This is a genomic window from Agarivorans sp. 1_MG-2023, assembly GCF_030548385.1.
Taxonomy (GTDB): domain Bacteria; phylum Pseudomonadota; class Gammaproteobacteria; order Enterobacterales; family Celerinatantimonadaceae; genus Agarivorans.
The window spans coordinates 87,107-107,365 of record NZ_JAUOSJ010000006.1; the positions used below are offsets into that span (position 1 = coordinate 87,107).

General features: G+C 44.4%; 17 protein-coding genes. 11 read left to right on the plus strand and 6 right to left on the minus strand.

Annotated elements, in window-relative coordinates:
* Nucleotides 1-33: 33 nt before the first annotated feature.
* Together Q4592_RS10590 and Q4592_RS10595 are read right to left on the minus strand one after the other, a co-directional pair.
* Nucleotides 34-1,002, minus strand: a complete 969-nt coding sequence (locus tag Q4592_RS10590) for a GGDEF domain-containing protein (protein ID WP_303512669.1) — start codon at nt 1,000-1,002, stop codon at nt 34-36.
* Nucleotides 983-2,044: a response regulator gene (locus Q4592_RS10595; RefSeq protein ID WP_137675189.1), complete on the minus strand. Its 1,062-nt coding sequence runs from the start codon at nt 2,042-2,044 to the stop codon at nt 983-985. The genes Q4592_RS10590 and Q4592_RS10595 overlap by 20 nt, the downstream gene beginning before the upstream one ends.
* 288 nt (nt 2,045-2,332) lie before the next feature.
* Between Q4592_RS10595 and Q4592_RS10600 the strand changes: the two genes are divergently transcribed.
* Nucleotides 2,333-2,905: a DUF922 domain-containing protein gene (locus tag Q4592_RS10600; RefSeq protein ID WP_137675190.1), complete on the plus strand. Its 573-nt coding sequence runs from the start codon at nt 2,333-2,335 to the stop codon at nt 2,903-2,905.
* Here Q4592_RS10600 and mnmC read toward each other — a convergent pair.
* Nucleotides 2,891-4,918 (minus strand): bifunctional tRNA (5-methylaminomethyl-2-thiouridine)(34)-methyltransferase MnmD/FAD-dependent 5-carboxymethylaminomethyl-2-thiouridine(34) oxidoreductase MnmC, encoded by a 2,028-nt coding sequence (mnmC, locus tag Q4592_RS10605; protein ID WP_303512671.1) that lies wholly within the window; start codon nt 4,916-4,918, stop codon nt 2,891-2,893. The two genes, Q4592_RS10600 and mnmC, sit on opposite strands and share 15 nt — an antisense overlap.
* Nucleotides 4,919-5,032: 114 nt before the next feature.
* Here mnmC and fabB point away from each other — a divergent pair, with 114 nt between their 5' ends.
* The 10 genes from fabB (at nt 5,033) to purF (ending at nt 16,939) form a co-directional block, all read left to right on the plus strand.
* Nucleotides 5,033-6,250 carry a beta-ketoacyl-ACP synthase I gene (fabB, locus tag Q4592_RS10610; protein WP_303512674.1) on the plus strand — a complete coding sequence of 406 codons (1,218 nt, stop codon included), beginning with the start codon at nt 5,033-5,035 and terminating at the stop codon, nt 6,248-6,250.
* A 112-nt stretch (nt 6,251-6,362) separates the two neighbouring features.
* Nucleotides 6,363-7,475: a 4-phosphoerythronate dehydrogenase gene (locus Q4592_RS10615; protein WP_303512676.1), complete on the plus strand. Its 1,113-nt coding sequence runs from the start codon at nt 6,363-6,365 to the stop codon at nt 7,473-7,475.
* 11 nt (nt 7,476-7,486) lie between these two features.
* Entirely contained in the window at nt 7,487-8,515 is a 1,029-nt protein-coding gene (locus Q4592_RS10620; protein WP_303512677.1) for an Asd/ArgC dimerization domain-containing protein, read from the plus strand.
* A 186-nt stretch (nt 8,516-8,701) separates the two neighbouring features.
* Nucleotides 8,702-11,011, plus strand: a complete 2,310-nt coding sequence (locus Q4592_RS10625) for a FimV/HubP family polar landmark protein (protein ID WP_303512680.1) — start codon at nt 8,702-8,704, stop codon at nt 11,009-11,011.
* A 151-nt stretch (nt 11,012-11,162) separates the two neighbouring features.
* Complete coding sequence (gene truA / locus Q4592_RS10630) at nt 11,163-11,951, plus strand: tRNA pseudouridine(38-40) synthase TruA (protein ID WP_303512683.1); 789 nt, start codon at nt 11,163-11,165, stop codon at nt 11,949-11,951.
* Nucleotides 11,952-12,085: 134 nt separating this feature from the next.
* Nucleotides 12,086-13,018: an acetyl-CoA carboxylase, carboxyltransferase subunit beta gene (gene accD / locus Q4592_RS10635; protein WP_303512685.1), complete on the plus strand. Its 933-nt coding sequence runs from the start codon at nt 12,086-12,088 to the stop codon at nt 13,016-13,018.
* 1 nt (nt 13,019) lies between these two features.
* Nucleotides 13,020-14,282, plus strand: coding sequence for a bifunctional tetrahydrofolate synthase/dihydrofolate synthase (folC, locus tag Q4592_RS10640; protein ID WP_303512688.1), 1,263 nt, complete (start codon nt 13,020-13,022; stop codon nt 14,280-14,282).
* Between the two features lie 13 nt (nt 14,283-14,295).
* Nucleotides 14,296-14,832, plus strand: coding sequence for an SPOR domain-containing protein (locus Q4592_RS10645; RefSeq protein WP_303512691.1), 537 nt, complete (start codon nt 14,296-14,298; stop codon nt 14,830-14,832).
* A gap of 77 nt (nt 14,833-14,909) precedes the next feature.
* Nucleotides 14,910-15,401: a CvpA family protein gene (locus Q4592_RS10650; protein WP_137675200.1), complete on the plus strand. Its 492-nt coding sequence runs from the start codon at nt 14,910-14,912 to the stop codon at nt 15,399-15,401.
* A 14-nt stretch (nt 15,402-15,415) separates the two neighbouring features.
* Nucleotides 15,416-16,939: an amidophosphoribosyltransferase gene (gene purF, locus Q4592_RS10655; RefSeq protein WP_137675201.1), complete on the plus strand. Its 1,524-nt coding sequence runs from the start codon at nt 15,416-15,418 to the stop codon at nt 16,937-16,939.
* Nucleotides 16,940-17,014: 75 nt separating this feature from the next.
* Here purF and Q4592_RS10660 read toward each other — a convergent pair whose 3' ends face one another.
* From Q4592_RS10660 to Q4592_RS10670, 3 genes are all read right to left on the minus strand, one after another.
* A complete protein-coding gene (locus tag Q4592_RS10660; RefSeq protein ID WP_303512693.1) occupies nt 17,015-17,971 on the minus strand; it encodes an alpha-L-glutamate ligase-like protein in 957 nt (318 codons plus the stop codon).
* Nucleotides 17,971-19,434, minus strand: a complete 1,464-nt coding sequence (locus tag Q4592_RS10665) for an inactive transglutaminase family protein (RefSeq protein WP_137675203.1) — start codon at nt 19,432-19,434, stop codon at nt 17,971-17,973. Before Q4592_RS10665 ends, Q4592_RS10660 begins: the two co-directional genes overlap by 1 nt.
* 65 nt (nt 19,435-19,499) lie before the next feature.
* Complete coding sequence (locus Q4592_RS10670) at nt 19,500-20,213, minus strand: ATP-dependent zinc protease (protein ID WP_303512695.1); 714 nt, start codon at nt 20,211-20,213, stop codon at nt 19,500-19,502.
* Between the last annotated feature and the right edge of the window lie 46 nt (nt 20,214-20,259).

Below are 20,259 nucleotides of genomic sequence, written 5' to 3' on the forward strand. Positions count from 1 at the left end.
AAGCTTTGCTTTTTTTATGCCTGAGATTTGATTTTAATCTGCTTTATGTTGAAACAAGCTAGTTTGGTTACGCCCGTTGTGCTTGCTTTGATACAAGGCTTGGTCGGTATTTGCTAACCAATCTTTAGCACTGGCAGTTTGGTCGTCAAGTTCTGCGATACCAAGGCTAACGGTAAAGGGGATCTCAGTGCCACCAACAACCGGTTTTAGCTCCTCAATTGCGGAACGTATTCGCTCGCAAAATATCTTGGCGTGTTCAGCGTCGGTGTCAGTTAATATTACCCCAAATTCCTCTCCGCCGTAGCGGCCGGCTATATCGGTTTTGCGCATCACTTTTCGTAAGGTATCACCCACTAAGGTAATAATTTTGTCGCCAGCAGGGTGGCCATAGGTATCGTTAACCTTTTTAAAGTGGTCGATATCAAACATGACTAACGAACTTGGCGCTGTGCTGCGAACAAAGCGATTAAACTCTTGGTCCAACCTGTCTTGCCAATAGCCTCTATTATATAGCTGTGTGAGTTTGTCGGTGCGACTGAGTACTTTCAGCTCTTCGTTTACTTTATGTGCCTCAAGTTTGTTCACCGCGTTATCGGTCACATCGTAAATAATCAGACTAATGTGAGTCACAATGCCGGTTAACGAGGTTAGCGGAATAATGGTGATGTTCTGGTACATGAAATCAACAGTACCAGTGATTGGCCGATAGTTTTTAAATGGAAATACGTGGGGGCGTTGCTCCCAAGTGGTAAAGGCTCTGTTTTTTAGAAAAAACACCGAGTCCATTTTATGGCGTAACCAATCTTCAGGCAGGTTGGGGAATAGGGTAAACAACTCTTTCCCCTGAGCTTGGTCGGGGCGCAAACCACTATGGGTTTCCATAAAGTTGTTCCAAACCTGCACATTGTAATCTTTATCAAGCACCACCAAGCCGACATCGATAGTTTGTATCATGTCGAGCATCCAGTGGAACTCGTTCATCTCATTTTGGTGTTGGCTCATGATGCTCAAATAAATATGAAATTTTGTTATTAAGGGTTGGCAACGAATCTTCGGTAATCAGTAATAGCAGATCACATTGAATGTTATGCTTTTCAATAGTGTAGTTGATTTCTATTGCTAAGGTTTTTTGCCAACGATGGGTATTGTTACTAATTAAATCGCCAATATTACAGTGCTGACCTAACACTACTGGATGGCCTTGAGAAAAGCCTACATCTAGCTGATCAGATACGCCTTTTAGGCATGCGCCGATTAAGATATTGGCAATGTCCATTAATACTTCTAACTGGCCGTTGTCATCCATCTCACCTTTGTATTTCATCAACTTAGACATATCGGCAAAGCTGGAATCGTGAAATAACAATAGCGCTTCGCCGGCAATGCCTGAGCCTATAAAACCTTGGCAGACGGCAGACATTTCCTCGTTCTCTTCTACTGAGCTTAAGGCCATATGCAATTCACTGGTTTCCAGAATATTAACATTGGGGATCGGGAGTACGATGAAGGTATCAAGTAAGCGTGCCAGTAAATCTGCCGCACGACCCATTGCCACATTGGCAATCTCTTGATAGTGGTCGCGAAAATCGACAATTTTAGGCGATAAAGTATCGTTAGCGGGCGCTGGCATTTTATCTAGCGCGGCTAAATCATTTTCTAATTCGAGCAGTTGTTGAGACTCAACAATGCCATAGGCCACTAATATCTCGCCAATTTTGGCTTTGTTGGTGGGTTTTTTAATGAAATCTAGAGCGCCAAGTTGTTTTACACGGTTGTAAGCTTCGGGCTGAACGTCTCCAGATACAACTATGATTAACGCGGGTAGGTCATTCTTCTGAACTTCTTCCAGTACTTCATAACCATCCATCACTGGCATATTGAGATCGAGAAATACTACATCTCCTTTGCCTGCGCGGATTAAGTCCACGCCCTCTTGGCCATTTTTAGCAAAGCTGATTTCTACGTCCCATCCGGGAGGGAGGCTGCGAGCCATTTGTTTTCTTGCGAGGTTAGAGTCATCGCAAATAAGAATTGGTAACGACATAATTTACTATTAACTCTCCTTGTTCGCTGACAGTATGAAGCCAAATGGCTGGCTTGCTAAGCAGGAAATGATAAAAATTACAATTAAGCTTGCGGCACTTTGAGGTGTTTCACAAAAACCACTTCGCTATCAGCTGTAAAGATAAGTTTAGTCGAGAAGTAATTGATTATTCGTTAAAGTTTCAAAATAGTACGCGTAGTCTGATAAGCTGTAATGTCAAACTAGAAAGCGAATAAAAATTTGCTTAGTTGCTAAAAAAACGGAAATGGACGATTTAGAGGATCTAAAGTGGAACTAGCTAGATGGATCAGGCAAGGAGTAGTGGCTGCCTGCGTACTGTTTTCGGTATGCGCTCAGTCTGCCTCGGTGCAGAGTAGAATAGAATATTATGATGTTAGCGCTCACGACTTAAATCAGCTGCGTAGTCAAATACAAGCACAAGGCCCTAAAAAACGGGGGAACCGATACAGCATTGCTGCGGAATATCACCTTAGTTGGACGCCAAAAGTACAAATTCGTAATGATCGCTGTGAAGCGTTGCAGCCAGATTTACAGTTGAGTGCCGATTTAGTGATGCCTCGTTGGATTAGTCAAAGTAAAGCTGACTTTGCTGTACAGCAATCTTGGATCAGCTATATTGCTGCTGCTCAGCAATACCATCAAAAAATCACCTTATTAATTGAGCAAAGCGTTGATCGCTTTGTACAACAGACACGAGGTTTAAACGCGGCCGAGTGCGATAAGCTAGAAGCGCTAATTAATGCCAAGGGCAGGGCGGCGCTGGCGAGTGCTCAGCAAAAAGTGCGAACCTACCAGCGCCAAACTCGTTATGGTGAATCTTTAGGGCTAACGATACCTTAACTCTAATGGGCGCTTTTTGACTAAGCGCCTATTCCAAAAGCGATGTGGATGTAAACTACTTAAAGTGGATTGCTTAAGTGGTAGAGGTTCACCGCAAAGCTGAGCTGCCAATATTTCGCTGGCAAAAGGTGCGCTGGTTATCCCTCTTGAGCCGAAACCCACCGCCATAAAACAACGTTGATAATAAGGTGGCGTTTGCTGCCGCCAGTTTTGTTGATAACCCTCACTGTATATTTCCTCTATTTTAGGCACTTGTCCTAGAATTGGAAAGTGATCTCTAACGGCACAGCGAGTCGCGGCTCGACCTGGCAACTCTGCCAGTTGCATCTCGTTATTCCAAGCCTGAGGCTGACATTTACGCAGCGCGGCTAAGTTGTCTTCGGCTTCTTTCGCATCCATTTCAACATTTAGATTGTTACGCACGTAACTCGCTCCAATACAGTGTTGATGGTTGCTGGCCGGGGTGAGATAACCTTCATAGCACAATACGGTAGCGAGTTTACTCAATTGCGAATTGGTGTTGATATGGCTTACTTGGCCACGCACTGGCGTTAGTGGAAGTTGCTCGGTTTGCGGCAAATTAAGTAGGCGGTGAGAGTGGCAAAAAGCGATGTTGTCGTGAACTTTATCTAGTTCGCCAAAACTTAATACACAGCATTTATCATCTTGCTTAAATGCAGTTAGTTCATGGTCATAATGAATAGTTAATAAACCCGACTGCTCGGCAGACTCTAGCAAGGTTTGCACACACTGCTTGGCATTTATCCAGCCCGCTAAAGGGTAATACAAGGCTTCGCTCTCGAGGTTTACCCCTGCTATGGTTGAGGCTTGCTCAGCTGACACCGGGTAAACCAGCTCTTTAGGATAATTTGCTTGGATAATATTGTGGTTTTTCTTCAGTGATTTTTCATCGTAGCCCAGTTGAATTAACCCACAGTATTCATGCTCTACGGTTAAACCTTGCTGGTCTAATTGCCCCATTATCTGACTATGGTAGTTAAAAGCATGCTGAAAAAAGTCACTCACGTTTGGCTGGTTTGGGCTTAATAAGGGATACACCGCACCTTGTCGGTTACCTGACGCCTCTAATGCAGCTGCTCCATTTTTTTCGTAGAGGCTGACTTTTACACCACGCTTAACCAAGGCATAAGCTAGACTTGCGCCGGCAATACCCGCGCCGATAATGGCCACATCTTCGCCACGACTGATACTTTGTCGTGAATATAAATGACTTAGCTGCTCATACTCCGGGGCAGTAGCTTGATAGTTCCCCACTAACATATCGCGCTTTCGGCCGAAGCCTTTGGCTTTTACGGTGTGAAAACCGGCGTCAATTAAGCCCCTGCGAACAAAGCCTGCCGCGGTAAAAGTAGCCAAGCTGGCATTGTCGGCCGAAATTCTGGCCATGCCATTAAACAACTGCTGAGACCACATATCGGGATTTTTACTTGGTGCGAAGCCATCTAAAAACCAGCTATGTACTAAACCACCTTTTACGTTCGGGACTTCTGGCAAGTTAGCGTGTACATCACCAATCCAAATATCTAAGGTGATGGGCACTGGAGTGCTAAACTCAATACGATGACATCCTGGCGTCATAATCTTTGGATAGCGTAACAGCAGTTGCTGGCTAAAAGGCATAAGCTCAGTCCACTGGGAGAGGGCTTGGCTTAGATCCTTTAGTGCTAACGGGTGCTTTTCAAAGCTAATAAAATGCAGTCGTTTTAGTTCGGTATCAGCGTGTTCGATTAAAAATTGTTGGTAGTGTTGCCAAGTAGCTAAAAAGTTTAAGCCAGTACCAAAGCCCGTTTCGGCAATAACGTAGCTTGCTTGACTATGGTTTTTCCAGCGCTCAGAGAGTTGATTTTGTTCAATAAATACATAACGTGTTTCAGCTAAACCGTTATCTACGGAGAAATAAACGTCATCATAATTGGTCGCTACGGGCGTACCTTCGGGATTCCAATGAACGGTGGCGGTTGTGGTGTTATTCACATTATCCGATGAAGACAAAATTTAACCTCGAGTTTTACTAGAAAATTTAAGCGTACACGTGTACTCTCATCCGACCAGATTAGGCTGCAAAATCGGTAACATAGCAGCAAATACAACCCGTGAGACCATCTGATGAAAAGAGCAGTTATCACCGGGCTAGGCATTATATCTAGTATCGGTAACAATAAAGAAGAAGTATTAGCATCCTTACAAGCAGGTAAATCGGGAATTACCCATTCACCTGAATTTGCCGAGCTAAATCTACGCAGCCAAGTATGGGGTGATTTAAAAATGACCCCTGCTGAACATGTTGATCGCAAAACAATGCGCTTCATGGGCGATGCTGCGGCATTTTCTTACCTTTCGATGCAACAAGCTATTGAAGATGCAAAACTTGCAGAAGAGCTAGTATCAAACGAACGTACCGGTTTGGTGGTAGGTTCAGGTGGTGCTTCTTCAAAGAACCAAGTTGAAGCCGCAGATATTTTACGCGCTAAAGGCGTTCGTCGTGTGGGACCGTATATGGTGCCAAGAACAATGTCGAGCACTACCTCAGCATGTTTAGCCACACCGTTTAAAATTAAGGGTGTTAACTATTCTATTAGCAGTGCTTGTGCAACCAGTGCTCATTGTATTGGTCATGCTCTAGAGCTAATCCAACTAGGCAAGCAAGATGTAGTATTTGCTGGTGGCGGTGAAGAGCTTCACTGGACATTGGCAATGGAATTTGACGCTATGGGTGCTTTGTCGACTAAATACAACGACAACCCTGAACTCGCTTCGCGTACCTACGATGCAGACCGAGATGGTTTTGTTATTTCAGGCGGCGGCGGCATGGTAGTGGTTGAAGAACTCGAACACGCTTTAGCTCGCGGTGCAAAAATCTACGGTGAAATCGTAGGTTATGGCGCGACGTCTGATGGCTACGATATGGTGGCTCCGTCAGGCGAGGGCGCTGTGCGTTGCATGCGCCAAGCTATGCAAGGCCTTAACGGTGACATTGATTACGTGAATACTCACGGTACTTCTACGCCAGTAGGCGACGTAAAAGAGCTAGGCGCTATTCAAGAAGTATTTGGTGGCAACAGCCCGCTAATTAGTGCGACCAAGGCGATGACTGGCCATGCACTAGGCGCAGCGGGTGTACATGAGGCGATCTACTCATTATTAATGATGGAAAACGACTTTGTAGCCCCAAGCATTAACATCAATAACTTAGATGAAAAAGCAGAAGGCTTGAACATTGTTGCCAATGAAGCGAAAAGCGCTAAGTTGAACCGTGTAATGTCTAATAGCTTTGGTTTTGGTGGCACAAATGCCACGCTTGTAATCGAGCGTTTCCAAGACTAAGTCAATTTTGTTTGAAAAAAGCTGCCTTTGGGCAGCTTTTTTTTTATGGAATTTATTACGCGTGTTAAGATTGCCGACCTTAAAAGTCAGCAGATTACCAATAGCGCAATCAATGAAAATAGTGGTAGACGAAAATATTCCCTTTGCTCAAGAGATCTTAAGCCAGCATGGGGATGTGATAGCGGTAGATGGCCGGACCATGCAAGCTGAGCAACTGATTAACGTAGATGCCCTGTTAGTGCGCTCTGTCACCAAGATAAGCCCTCAATTATTAGCAAAAGCAAATCAGCTCAAATTTGTGGGTACTGCTACTATCGGCACCGAACATATCGACCAAGATTATTTGCGCCAGCAGAAGATTGCCTTTGCTAGTGCGCCGGGCTGCAATGCTATTGCGGTAGGCGAATACGTGGTTACTGCTCTGTTAGCCGCTGCTGAACATCAGCAGCAACAGCTCGCAGGTAAAACTATTGCCATTGTTGGTGCGGGAAACACCGGTAGCCAAGTAGCAAAGCGAGCGACAGCTATAGGCATGCAGGTAATGCTTTATGATCCGCCGTTAGCCGAGCAGGGTTTATGTGAGGAATCGGTAAGCTTTGAGCAAGTACTGCAAGCCGATGTGATTAGCTTACATGTGCCTTCGACTAAAATCGGTAAACACCCTAGTTATCATATGTTCAATTCATCGGTATTAGCGAAGCTAAAGCCAGAGCAAGTATTACTCAATGCCTGCCGTGGTGAGGTAATAGATAACCAAGCATTACTAAAGCAAGCAGAGCAGGGCAAAGCCCCACTGCTGATTTTAGATGTATGGGAAGGTGAGCCCACTATTTTAAGGCCTTTGGTAAAATATGCTTTTATCGCCACCCCGCATATTGCAGGTTATAGCCTAGAAGGGAAAATGCGTGGTACCAGCATGGTTTATCATGCAATGTGCCAAGCCTTAGGGCTAAAAGAAAATGATTTAAGCGAGCACTTACTACCCGAGGCTGAGTTTTCACAAATCAGCTTTAATGGAGAAGTAAGTCAACCTCAGCTCACCAAGCTTACTCAGGTGGTTTACGATATTTTTGCTGATGACCGCCGATTTCGATTACATGGTTCAACCCCACAGGGCTTTGACCAACTTAGAAAATTTTACCCGCAACGCCGTGAATTCAAGGTATTGCAAGTACTCAATCAACATAATCAAGCAGTGCTTAGCCAGCTTGGTTTTAACCTTTAAGAGAATACACAATGCAACAGTTTCATAATGTGGCAATCATTGGCGCAGAGAGCGAGCAAAGCCAACAATTGTTAACCTTGCTTGAGCAGCGCGAGTTTCCTGCCGCACAAATATTCCCAGTGAATATTAACGCCCAAGCTGATGAGGATAGCGAAGAAGAGCAAGAGGGAAGCTTAAAGTGGCAGGGCGAAACCCTTGATGCTGCGGAAGTAGACATGCTCAACTGGTCTGAGATTAGTGTCGCTTGGTTACTGTCTACTGATGAAAGTGCATTAGACATCGCAGAGCAGGCTCGCCAGTTAGGTTGTGTGATTATTGACATGGTAAACGCGAATGTTGATGCCTTAAGCTGGGTACACGCTGCCATCAACCCAGAGCAAATTGCCGAAGGTTTAACTGAACGTTGGCTAAATTGTCCAATCAGCTTGGCAGGTCAGTTATCTTTATTACTGCATATTATTCAACAAGATGTAGAATTAGAGCGGGTCGAAGTTACCGCCATGCTTAGTGCAGCCAATAAAGGCAAACCAGGTGTGGATGAACTGGCAGGTCAAACGGCACGTTTGCTAAATGGTTTGCCGGTAGAGCCAAAGCTATTTAGTCAGCAACTGGCCTTTAATGTATTGCCAGAAGAAGCAGGCGAAGGGCTAAATGGTGTCAGTAAGTTTGAAGCTGATTTAAACGAGCAATGCAAAGCGTTGTTACAAACGCCAGAACTTAACTTAAATGTGAGTGCTCAGCATGTGCCCGTTTTTTATGGCGACAGCTTAGCGCTGCATCTTTATGGAACTTACTCATTAGATCTACTGAGTATAAAAGAATGGTTGGGTCAGCATGACGCCTTCGAGCTCGTTGAAGACGAAGTCGTGACACCCGTGAGCAATATCGCCAATAACGATACTGTTGTATTGAGCCGTTTACGCCAAAACCCAAATACGGAAAGCGGTGTAAACCTAAGCTTAATGGCTAACAATCCTCTATCTGGAGTGGTAGCAAACGCGGCTCAAATCGCAGAAACGTTAATAAAACAATACATTTAAGCCAATTAGCAGTTTAGATTATTACCTAAGCGCCGATAACTCTAGTTGAGGAAAAGCGCAGTAAAATGCGATCTATGTGTAAACTGTTGCCTGTTTAGCTAGATCGCTGATTGTTAGCTGGTTATATTAAAACAATAACAATGGATTGAAGCTATTCAGTCTAAAGGAAGAACACAAGGAAAAACTATGGGGCGGAAGATTTCCCTCGTTGCATTGTCGGCTGTTTTATCGTTCACAACTTTCAATCCGGCCGTAGCTCAAGACAGCGGAACATTTTATGTTGAGCTAGTAGGGCCAGATGAAGTAGTTGGTGAACCAGAGCAACAAGTTTATGGGCCCGTTCGCAGTAACGATACGCTGTGGGCCATTGCTAGTTTAAATCGACCATCCCGCTCTATTAGCGTCTATCAAATGATGTTCGCTATCTTAGAGAAGAATCCTCAAGCTTTTAATAACGGGAATATCAACTCGATTATTAATGGCAGTTTCTTGACCTTACCTACCACTCAAGAAGCTCAAGCCATAAATCACCAAACAGCGGTTAGAGCCTTAGCGCCGAAGAAAAAAGTTACCGCGACGGTTGCGCAGCCTGTTGCTACTGCAACCACAACAACTACCACCACAAAGGTTCTTACGCCAAAGCCAGCTACGCCAGCACGAGCCGCTATAAATTCAGAAGCTTTAGAGAAAACTCAGCAAGATCTAGACTCTCTACGCGATCGTTTAGAAACGCGGATTGACGAACTTGAGCAGCTTAAGCGCCAAGAGTTTGATGTTCTAAAAGAGCAAATGGATGAATCTAGCCAGCAAATGGTTGGCTTGGCTGAAGTTAATCACCGCATGAAAATGCGTATTCAAGAACTCAGTGATGAACTCGCCAGTATTCGCGAAGAACTAAATGAAAACCGCCGTAACCAAACTCAGATTTTGCAACTACTTGAGAAACCTAAAGTAGAAGCTAGTGAGATGGAAAAAGACGGAGCGTCAGACTTTTTCTCTTCACCGCTTAACATTGGCTTAGCGATTTTCATTCCTATTTTGTTAATTGCTTTAGTGATTACCTTGTTATTCAGACGCAAAGCTAAACGTGAGCTGGAAGAACAAGATAAGGAAATGGCTGAATCAACCGTCAGCTTGATGGATGATGAAAACGATGAGTTTTCGCAGCTCTTTAGTGACAATTTAGATCCAGAAGATGAGCAAGCGCCAGACTTAAACAGCGACTTTGAAGACGAACCTGATTTAAGTGTTGATGACATTGCTGCTGAGCCTGAAGTATTTGAAGATGATATTGATGACTTAGAGCCAGAGATTGAAGAAGCTAGCTTCGAAGACTTTGCTGCAGCCCAAGAAGAACAAGCAAGTGAAATCTCGCTAGATGATAGTGAAATGGCGGCCTTAGACGCTTTTGAATCTGATGATTTAGTGCCTTCTATTGAAGAAGACGAGCCTGCTCAAGAAGATCCTGACGCCATCATTAGTGCAGACGATTTAGCTGCTGCGCTTAGTATGGAAGATGATCAAGATTTGTTTGACGTTAACGACGCCGAGCAGCTTGACGAGGCCGCTGAGTTATCTTTTGAAGATGCATTAAAACAACAGCAAGAAATGGAAGCTGAGCTTTCTGAAGTTAGCGAGAAGGAAAAACTAGATTTAGACAATATTGATTTGTCGGGCGATTTAGATGAAGACCCAATTGCCGATTTAAGCGAAGAACCCGATGTTGTGGTTGAAGAGGAGCTTACTGCTTTAGATGAAGGTGTCGCGGATATAGATGAAGCGACCGCAGAACTAGAAGCGTTAAGTGAGTTAGAAGAGCCTGAATTAGCCGCTGAAGAGCCTGAAACGGACTCTGAGTTAGATGGTTTTAATCTCGATGATGACTTAGTTGACCTAGGCGATTTAGATCTCGAAGACCCCACTTTAGTTGATGATGCAGAACCAGAAATAGACGAGCTTGCTGCGTTAAGTGCCGAAGCTGATAAGCTTGATGCTGAGCTGCCTGAACTTGAATTGGAACCGATTGCTGAAGTTAATGAACCCGCAGAAAGTACTGATTCAGATGAGCAGGAAGATGAAGTCTCAGATGATGACATCGATAATATGTTTGCAAGCTTTGGTTCTGAAGCGTTTAACGAAAATGCAGAACCAAGTGATGCTGAAGATTTACCTTCGCGCAGCGATATTGAAGAACGTGAGTTTGTTGACATTGATATGCTACTCAACGATGCCGATGAAGATGCTAACGATGAAGCTGATCCTTATGACAGCCCAAGCTTAGATGTAGAGTTGGATTCGTTCCCTGATGTATTGCCGCAAGATAAGCCGGTAGATGTAGACATTAACGCTGAACTTGCATCAAAACTTGATTTAGCCCGTGCTTACTTGGAGATAGACGACCAAGACGGCGCTAAAAAAATTCTCCAAGAAGTGATGGTGAGTGATGACCAAAGCTTGAAACAAGAGGCTGAGGAGTTGTTAGCGCGTTTTAGCTAACCCACGCAGTGTATTTAAGCTTAAAAGGCAGTGACGAGAGTCACTGCCTTTTTGTTTGCTTGAATAAAATGAGACTGGCTTTGATTAGGCGGTGACAAGCAGGTCAGCTTTTTTTATTATACGCCGTTATTATAATTATCTATGGTAGTTTATGCGCATCGCCTTAGGCATCGAATATGATGGTGCCGGTTATTTTGGTTGGCAACGTCAACGAGAAGTTCAGTCTATTCAACAAGAGCTAGAAGCTAGCTTGTCTATTGTGGCAAATAGCCCTATTCAAGTGCAATGCGCTGGCAGAACCGATGCCGGTGTTCATGCTACGGGGCAAGTGGTGCACTTTGATACGCCGGTTGAGCGTAAAATGGCCGCTTGGACACTGGGCGTAAATGCCAATATGCCTAATAACATTGCAGTTCGTTGGGCCAAACCAGTGAGTGATGAGTTTCACGCTAGGTTTAGCGCTACTGCCCGTCGTTATCGTTACATTATTTATAATGGCGGATTTAGGCCGGCTATTCTGGCGCAAGGCTTAAGTTTTTATCATCAAGAATTAGATATATCGTTGATGGAGCAAGCAGGGCAATCGTTCGTTGGCGAGCAGGACTTTACTTCTTTTCGCGCGCTACATTGCCAAAGTAAAAGCCCGGTACGCAAAATCGAGCACTTAACCGTGACTCGATATAATGACTATGTTGTGGTTGACGTAAAGGCTAATGCTTTTCTTCACCATATGGTACGTAATATTGTGGGCAGTTTGCTTAAAGTTGGACAAAAAGAGCGTCCAGTTGAATGGATTGCCGAATTATTGGCGGTAAAAGATCGCGCGAAAGCGGCAGCAACGGCGAAAGCGGGTGGTTTGTATATGGTGCAAGTAGACTACCCTAGTGAATTTGAAATACCGCAGTCGCCAATTGGCCCTTTATTTTTGCCGGCAAGTTAAAAAAAACTGTACGATAATGAAGGGTTAGACCAGTTTTATCTAAAACATTGAGGCTAATTGTGGTTTAATTGCGGCCATTCAATGCATTCTGTTATCAAGGCGGATTTACCGCCTATTGAGAAGTAAGGTTCCCGATGAGTTGGTTAGAGAAAATTCTTCCGAAAAGTAAAAGTGCTTCTGGTAAGCGACGTAATATTCCAGAAGGTGTGTGGACTAAGTGTGCTTCATGTGAGCAAACCCTGTACCGCGCAGAGGTAGAACGTAACCATAATGTTTGCCCTAAGTGTGATCATCACATGCGTATTGCCGCTCGTGACCGCTTAGAAGCCTTCTTAGACCAAGATGGTCGCGAAGAGCTAGCGGCAGATTTAGAACCGCGCGACAAACTCAAATTTAGAGACAGCAAAAAATATAAAGACCGCATTGCTAGTGCGCAGCGTAACACCGGTGAAAAAGATGCGTTAATCGTAATGAAAGGCGAGCTAAAGGGTTTACCTGTGGTAGCTTGTGCCTTTGAATTTGCTTTTATGGGCGGTTCTATGGGCTCGGTTGTTGGAGCTCGTTTTGTTGCTGCCGTTGAAAAATGTTTAGCGGAAAAGCGTGCCTTGATTTGTTTCTCTGCCAGTGGCGGTGCGCGTATGCAAGAAGCCTTATTCTCGCTAATGCAAATGGCTAAGACTTCTGCAGCACTTGCTAAAATGCGTGAGCAAGGCTTGCCTTATTTTTCTGTATTAACTGACCCTACCATGGGCGGTGTATCGGCCAGTTTCGCTATGCTTGGTGATGTGAACATTGCTGAGCCTAAAGCCTTGATTGGTTTTGCTGGTCCGCGCGTTATTGAGCAAACGGTACGTGAAAAGTTGCCTGAAGGTTTCCAACGTAGCGAATTCCTGCTCGATAAAGGTGCTATCGACATTATTATTGACCGCCGCAACATGCGTGACCGTATTGCTGGCATGGCGTCTAAGATGATGGGCATTGTTACAACGGAAGTAGAAGTTGTGGTTGAACCTGTGGATTCGGATGAAGACTTAGGGGCTGCCATTTCGGCTAACGACAAAGACTAGCATGGCAACTGTCAAACCTTCTCAAAGCCGGTCTCTTGCAGACTGGCTTTGTTATTTAGAAAACCAGCACCATAGCGCGATAGACCTAGGACTAGAGCGAGTCGCTAAAGTGGCGCAAACCGGTCAGCTTACCCAGCTAAATGCGAACGTTATTACCGTGGCCGGTACGAATGGCAAAGGCTCTACTTGTGCCTTGCTTGAGCAAATTTTGTTAGCACTGGGCTATAAGGTGGGCGTGTATAGTTCACCACATATTCTAGATTATCGCGAACGTGTAAGAATTAATGGCGAACTCCCCCCAGCTAGTGATTTTTGTGATTCTTTTGCAGCTATCGAAGAACTGCGTGCTGAAACCAGTTTAAGTTATTTTGAATTTGGCACTTTAGCAGCCATTTGGTTGTTTGCTCAACGCTCTTTAGATTATGTCATTCTAGAAGTGGGCTTGGGAGGAAGGTTAGACGCCACCAATATCGTAGAGCCTGATGTTAGCGTTGTTACAACCGTTGCTGTTGATCATGTTGATTGGTTAGGCAGTGATATTCAGCAAATAGGCCGTGAAAAAGCGGGCATTTTTCGCAACAATGGTAAAGCAGTCATTGGGGACCCCGCTATCGTAAGTAGCGTGTTGGAATGCTCTAAGCAGCTTAATTGCCAACAACTTGCCGCGGGGCATGAATACTCTATATTACGTTCACAAAACACCTGGAGCTTTGAAGGTCAACGTTTGGTGTATTCCGCACTGCCATATCCCCGTTTACCTTTATCGAATGCCGCAACTGTAATTGCAGTGCTAGAGCAGCTTGAGCTTAGCCCTCAGCCTAGCTTATTGGCCGATGCTATTAGCAACTGGCAGCTGGCTGGGCGTTTGCAAACACTGTCGCAGCAACCGCTAGTCATTGCCGATGTTGCCCACAATCCACAATCTGCTGAATATTTAGCATCGCAGCTTCCCGAGTTAGCTCAAGGACGAAAAGTTGTCGCTCTGTGTGCCATGTTAGGGGATAAAGATATGGCATCAACGGTACAACCTCTTTTAGCCTTGGTGGATACTTGGCATATTAGTGGTTTGAGCGGTCCTCGAGGCAATGATGGCAGCGCCCTGGCTCAGAGCCTATCAGTTGCAAAGAGGGTTTATAAGTACCCAACGCTAGCAGAGGCATATACACGCGCACATAACAGTTTAGACGATGACTCGATGTTAATTGTCTTTGGTTCTTTTTTTACAGTTGCAGAGACATTAGAATTGTCAGCATCTCATCAGTAGCAGAGACTCAACATTGACTGCACAGTTTAAAAACCGCCTAGTGGGCACCATTATTTTGGTCGCCTTAGGTGTGATTATCATTCCCGACATTCTCGATGGTAAAAAAACGCGAGTAGAAGAAGAGTTCAACTCTATTCCGTTTGCGCCTAAAGTTGATTCTTTGCCTCCCTTACTTCTTGAGCTGCCTACTGATCAAGAAGCTGTAGATGTAGCTGACCTTGATGCTGGTGATGATGTGATTCCCAAAGAAGTTACTACTCCTTCTGAGCCGGCACCAGTGAAGCAAGCTGTGGAATTTAATAAACCCGCTTATGTAGTGCAGTTAGGCACTTTTAAAAACGCCAACAATGTTACCCGCCTTGTAGCCAAACTGCGAGATGCAGGTTTTCAAGCCCACTCTTTCCCAGAGCCAGCGGTAGAAGGAGAGTTAAATAGGGTGTTTGTGGGGCCTAATGTGTCTAAAAAAACGCTAGAGCAGCAGCAAGAAAAACTCAAAGAGTTAACCGGTTTGAGTGGCGCGATTCGCCAGTTCGACCCTTTATTTAAGTAGTATGAAAAAATACATAGACGCAATTTATATTTGTTTCTGGTAGAATTCGCAGCGTTTTTCAACAAGTAGAAAAATTTATGGCTTGGGTAGACTACGTCATTATTGGCGTAATAGTATTGTCGGCATTAATTAGCTTGGTTCGCGGCTTCGTTAAAGAGGCCCTGTCGCTGGTCTCTTGGGTAGCGGCTTTTTTCATCGCCAGTCAGTTTTATCACGACCTATCTAGTTATTTTACTCTTATCGAAAACCCCTATTATCGCAGTGGCGTAGCCATTGTTCTGCTGTTTGTCGCCACCTTAGTCCTCGGCGCTTTAGTCAACTATTTGTTTAGTCACCTGGTTAATTCCACCGGCCTTACTGGTACCGATAGGGTACTGGGTATTTGCTTTGGTGCAATTCGAGGGGCTTTAGTGGTAAGCGCTATGCTATTTGTATTGTCGTTTACTGGATTTCCGGAATCTTCGTGGTGGAAGGGCTCATTATTGATCCCCGAGTTCACCGTGATTGTTCAGTGGTTTTTTGAGTTTTTAAAAGATTCTTCTAGTTTTTTAGATAACTACCAATCTTAATAAGGAAAAGCTTCATGTGTGGTATTGTCGGCATTGTCGGTGCTAGTCCCGTTAACCAGGCGATTTATGATGCGCTAACTGTTATACAGCATCGTGGTCAAGACGCCGCGGGTATCGTTACTATTACCGAAGGCATGTTTAAACAACGCAAAGCCAACGGATTGGTAAGAGATGTGTTTGAAGTAAAACACATGCAGCGTTTACGTGGCAACTTAGGTATTGGCCATGTGCGTTATCCAACGGCGGGTAGCTCTAGCGCTGCCGAGGCACAACCTTTCTACGTAAACTCTCCATTTGGTTTAGCACTTGCGCATAATGGTAACTTAACCAATGCAAAAGAGTTGCGTGAGCAAATGGCTAAACGCGCTCGGCGTCACATTAATACCACTTCGGATTCTGAAGTGTTGCTTAATGTATTAGCGCACGAGCTAGACCTTATCGTACAAGATGAGCTTTGCGAGAAACAAGTATTCACTGCTATCTCAGAGGTGCACAAGAAAGTTCGCGGTGCTTATGCTGTGGCAGCCTTGATCATTGGCCAAGGTTTAGTGGCATTTCGTGACCCTAACGGTATTCGTCCGTTAGTATTAGGCAAGAAAGTGAGCGACGACGATGCCTCTAAAATGGAGTACATGGTTGCTTCTGAGAGTGTTGCTTTAGATGCAGTTGGTTTTGAGTTTGTACGCAGCGTTGCGCCAGGTGAAGCTGTTTACATTACTGAAGATGGCCAACTGTTCACTCAGCAATGTGCTGAAAACCCTGCTCATAACCCATGTATTTTTGAATATGTGTATTTTGCTCGTCCAGATTCTATTATCGATAAAATCTCGGTATATGGTGCGCGAGTTAATATGGGTACCAAGCTTGGTGAGAAAATTTCGCGCGAATGGGACGATCTAGATATCGATGTAGTGATTCCAATTCCAGAAACTTCATGTGACACAGCGTTGCAAATTGCTATGCACTTAGATTTACCCTATCGCCAAGGTTTTGTAAAAAACCGTTATATTGGCCGTACGTTCATTATGCCAGGGCAGACCCAGCGCCGTAAGTCAGTGCGCCGCAAGCTTAATGCTATTGACGTAGAGTTCAGAGGCAAAAATGTATTGCTGGTTGATGACTCCATCGTACGTGGTACTACTTCTGAGCAGATTATTGAAATGGCCCGTGATTCTGGCGCAAACAAAGTCTATTTTGCTTCTGCTTCACCAGAGATTCGTTTCCCTAATGTTTATGGTATTGATATGCCATCAGCAAACGAGTTAGTGGCTCATGGTCGTGAAGTAGATGAGATTTGTCAGCTCATTGGCGCTGATGGTTTGATCTTCCAAGATTTGGATGATTTGATTGAAGCTTGCCGTCAAAGTAACCCTGAAATCCAAACCTTCGAAACCTCGGTATTCAATGGCAAATACGTAACAAACGACATTGACCAAGATTACTTGGATTACTTGGACCAGCTGCGCAACAATGATGCGCAAGCGATACAGGCTCAAGAAGAAGTGGCGAGTTTAGAGTTGCATAACGAAGACAGTTAACTCGATCCAGTTGCTGTTTGGATGATAAAAAGCACCCCTTGGGGTGCTTTTTTGATAATTAGAATCTACTGACGTTTAGCGAGAAAATTCTTTCTTACTAAATTCAACTCGCTCGTCTGCGGTGCGGTTTATACCTTCGCTGATTTGCTGTTCTACCAACTTCAGGCGTGGCAATATACCTTCACCATTAGCAATTTGAATGGCTAATCCCGGTCGAGCATTTAGCTCTAGCAGCATAGGGCCGTTAGATTTATCTAACACCATGTCTGTGCCCAAGTAGCCCATTCCAGACATCTCATAGCAACTCGACGCCAACTCTAACAAACGCTGCCAATGAGGCACAACTAACTCTTTAAGGGGGCGATCTGTATCAGGGTGTTTTTCTATCGGTCGGTCAAATTGTACAGCGTGTAAAGCTTGCCCGGTTCCAATGTCTATACCAACTCCCACAGCGCCTTGGTGGAGATTAGCTTTACCGTCTGAAGCGGCAGTAGACAGGCGCATCATCGCCATTACTGGATAGCCTTGGAATACGATTACTCGTACATCAGGTACGCCTTCAAAACTAAAACCTTCAAAGCAGGCATCAAATTCTATTAAGGCTTCAATAACCGCTACATCAGGGCTACCACCTAAAGAAAACAAACCCGCCAATATATTAGAGCAATGGCGTTTTACGTCTTCTTCATGAGTAGGGGCGCCGCTAGGTTTAAAAAACACCCCAGACTCTTGTTTAGTAATAACTAAAATGCCTTTACCACCAGAGCCTTTAGCCGGTTTGATAACAAAACCGGAGTGCTTTTGTAGCAACGGAATAATAGATTGAATATCGTGCTGAGTGCGCACCACACCAATTAAGGCTGGAATGGTGACATTATCGCGCTGGGCAATAATCTTGGTTTTAAGTTTGTTATCAACCAAAGGGTAGAGCTTACGCGGGTTGTACCGGCTAATGTAGCCGGTATTGCGCTGGTTCATCCCCATGATGCCCTTGCGGGCCAGCTTAAAAGGACTGGTGAATTGATTAAACATCAGTCCTCCTTATTCGCTAATGGTTGAAAGCGACGAAGTTCTAGTAAGCGGTAACCCGTGTAGTTACCCAATATTAAAATGATGCCCAACACAATGAATTGAACGCCCATAAAGTTGAAAGTTAAGTGACGAACGTATTCGTTGTTCATCGCTAAGAAGGCCAATACAGCAACCAGTAAGCTACCGCCACCTTGTAGTACCACTTCTTTAGGGCCTTCTTCTTCCCATAACACTGACATACGTTCAATGGTCCAAGAAAGAATAATCATCGGGAAGAAGGTGATTTTTAGACCTTCGGTGAGTCCCACTTTAAAGCTCATGACACTAAAGATTGAGATGATGCCAATCACGGTGATAATTACCGCCGATATTCGCGAGACCAGCAGCAAATTGAGGTGGGATAGATAGCCTCGAATCACTAAACCAGTGCCCACTACAATAATGAAACCAATTAAGCCCGTCATTAATGAGGTTTGCATAAACGCCATAGCAATAAGCACTGGCATAAAGGTACCAGAGGTTTTTAATCCCACCAATACGCGAAGCAACACCACAATCAGCACCCCGATAGGGATCAGTAAAATGCCTTTAAACAAGGCTTGCTCTTCAAGGGGCAGGCTATCAATGGAAAAATTCAGAAAGTCAGCTTCGCTAATTTTGGGGGCGACTGCCGATTGGGCACTCTGCTCAACCAGTAGCATAGAGAAGCTCACTTTAGAGTCTTTACCACCAACAACTTCCAACATGCTGTTGCCATTGTATTCCCAAAGAAGCGTATTCTCAGGTCGGCCTTGGATACCCGTTTTCAAGTCGAAAATTTGCCAATCGTTCTCGTCTTTAAATACTTGAATATATTCAGTAATGTTTTGGCGACGTCGACCATCTTCTAGCTGCAAACCTTTAACAATTCGAGCCGGTACATCTGCGTTGTTGAGTAGATCTACCACCAATCGGTTTTTAGGTTTGTAATCTAAAATCAACCCGGTGTTTTGGTTGGTTGTTGCAGTATCACCCGTTAAGGCTTTAATTAGTTCACGAGTGAAGCTATATGCATCGGCAGACAAGCCTTCGGCTTGTTTTGCTAAGTGATTTGCTGCAGTGAAATAAGGTTCTGGGTATTCAACAAACGGTGTGTCAGGCATTTGAGGCTGATAAATATCAGCTGCTTTGGGATCTACCAGAAAATCTACTTTATAGTACATTTCTTGGTGGCCTTCGGCTTCTCGCTTGGTCCATATTGCACGTGGGTTATCTTGATCGTTAACGAAAGATAAGCCATAGGCTAGCGAGGCGGTCGACTCATGAATACGGGTGTAACCCTGCTGAGTCATTGGCAAAGCAAGTACGGTTTCTACACTTTCGCCGTTAGCATCAAATTCAACTTTGGCTTCAATGGACCATATCTGGCGCTTTTCGCCAGGGAACCAAGGCACCTCAAATTGAACGTGGCGATACATTGTCATGCTTATTCCTATCAGCATGCAAAGTGTTACGATGAAATAAAATATACTGCGAGAACTCATGGGCATTAATCCTTAAATGTCGGCTTCGCTTGTGTGAACTTTTGGCTTATATCAACCACGCTAATGTCTTTCAGGAAGCTACGTCCTAGTAACACCGGATAGCTGAGGTGGTTGCGGTCGGTAAGGGTAAATTGGGCTTTTTCTGAAATAGGCCCAAGTTTAACTAACATAGATACCACAGGGCGTTTATCTACAGTGTTGGTAGAGGCTTGAGTTACTTCAGCGGTTCTAATCACTGGGCGCTCTACAATAATGTCGGTATCAATGGTTTTGTGGCGTAAATTAAAGCGTACCCAGTTTTTACCGTCACGCTCAAATTTCACTATGTCTGTGGCATTTAATGATGAGGTTGCTGCACCAGTATCTATACGAGCTTGAAAAGCGTGTTTTTGACCTTGCAGGCTTACCCATTCAGATTCACCAAGTACAGTTTTATTGCCTAACTTGTATGATGCCTGCTTGCTACAACTAGGCGCGGTAGCTTTATTCGAAGAAACCGGGGCTGGTACAATGGCCACTACTTTTTCTTCTAATTGGTCAAAGCGTTGTTGTTGAGCCGCTAATTGTTCTGAGATTGACTCACATTGGCTAAATACAGATGTTTGCTGAGCAGAGAGTGCAGACAGCTGTTCTAAGGTTTCGGTGTTGGGTTGAGAGGCTTGTTGGCTTGCACAAGCACTTAGTGCTAGAGACAATGAAATTATTGAAAGCTTTTTCATAGTTCAAATCCATTAGGCAAAAGTAATAACTGCGGTTTTAGTAATT

Excerpts from the sequence above, each read along its gene's own strand:
- Q4592_RS10590 (WP_303512669.1), bottom strand. The coding sequence starts at position 1,002 with ATGAGCCAACACCAAAATGAGATGAACGAGTTCCACTGGATGCTCGAC.
- Q4592_RS10595 (WP_137675189.1), bottom strand. The coding sequence starts at position 2,044 with ATGTCGTTACCAATTCTTATTTGCGATGACTCTAACCTCGCAAGAAAA.
- fabB (WP_303512674.1), top strand. The coding sequence starts at position 5,033 with ATGAAAAGAGCAGTTATCACCGGGCTAGGCATTATATCTAGTATCGGT.
- Q4592_RS10615 (WP_303512676.1), top strand. The coding sequence starts at position 6,363 with ATGAAAATAGTGGTAGACGAAAATATTCCCTTTGCTCAAGAGATCTTA.
- Q4592_RS10620 (WP_303512677.1), top strand. The coding sequence starts at position 7,487 with ATGCAACAGTTTCATAATGTGGCAATCATTGGCGCAGAGAGCGAGCAA.
- Q4592_RS10625 (WP_303512680.1), top strand. The coding sequence starts at position 8,702 with ATGGGGCGGAAGATTTCCCTCGTTGCATTGTCGGCTGTTTTATCGTTC.
- truA (WP_303512683.1), top strand. The coding sequence starts at position 11,163 with ATGCGCATCGCCTTAGGCATCGAATATGATGGTGCCGGTTATTTTGGT.
- accD (WP_303512685.1), top strand. The coding sequence starts at position 12,086 with ATGAGTTGGTTAGAGAAAATTCTTCCGAAAAGTAAAAGTGCTTCTGGT.
- folC (WP_303512688.1), top strand. The coding sequence starts at position 13,020 with ATGGCAACTGTCAAACCTTCTCAAAGCCGGTCTCTTGCAGACTGGCTT.
- Q4592_RS10650 (WP_137675200.1), top strand. The coding sequence starts at position 14,910 with ATGGCTTGGGTAGACTACGTCATTATTGGCGTAATAGTATTGTCGGCA.
- purF (WP_137675201.1), top strand. The coding sequence starts at position 15,416 with ATGTGTGGTATTGTCGGCATTGTCGGTGCTAGTCCCGTTAACCAGGCG.
- Q4592_RS10660 (WP_303512693.1), bottom strand. The coding sequence starts at position 17,971 with ATGTTTAATCAATTCACCAGTCCTTTTAAGCTGGCCCGCAAGGGCATC.
- Q4592_RS10665 (WP_137675203.1), bottom strand. The coding sequence starts at position 19,434 with ATGACAATGTATCGCCACGTTCAATTTGAGGTGCCTTGGTTCCCTGGC.
- Q4592_RS10670 (WP_303512695.1), bottom strand. The coding sequence starts at position 20,213 with ATGAAAAAGCTTTCAATAATTTCATTGTCTCTAGCACTAAGTGCTTGT.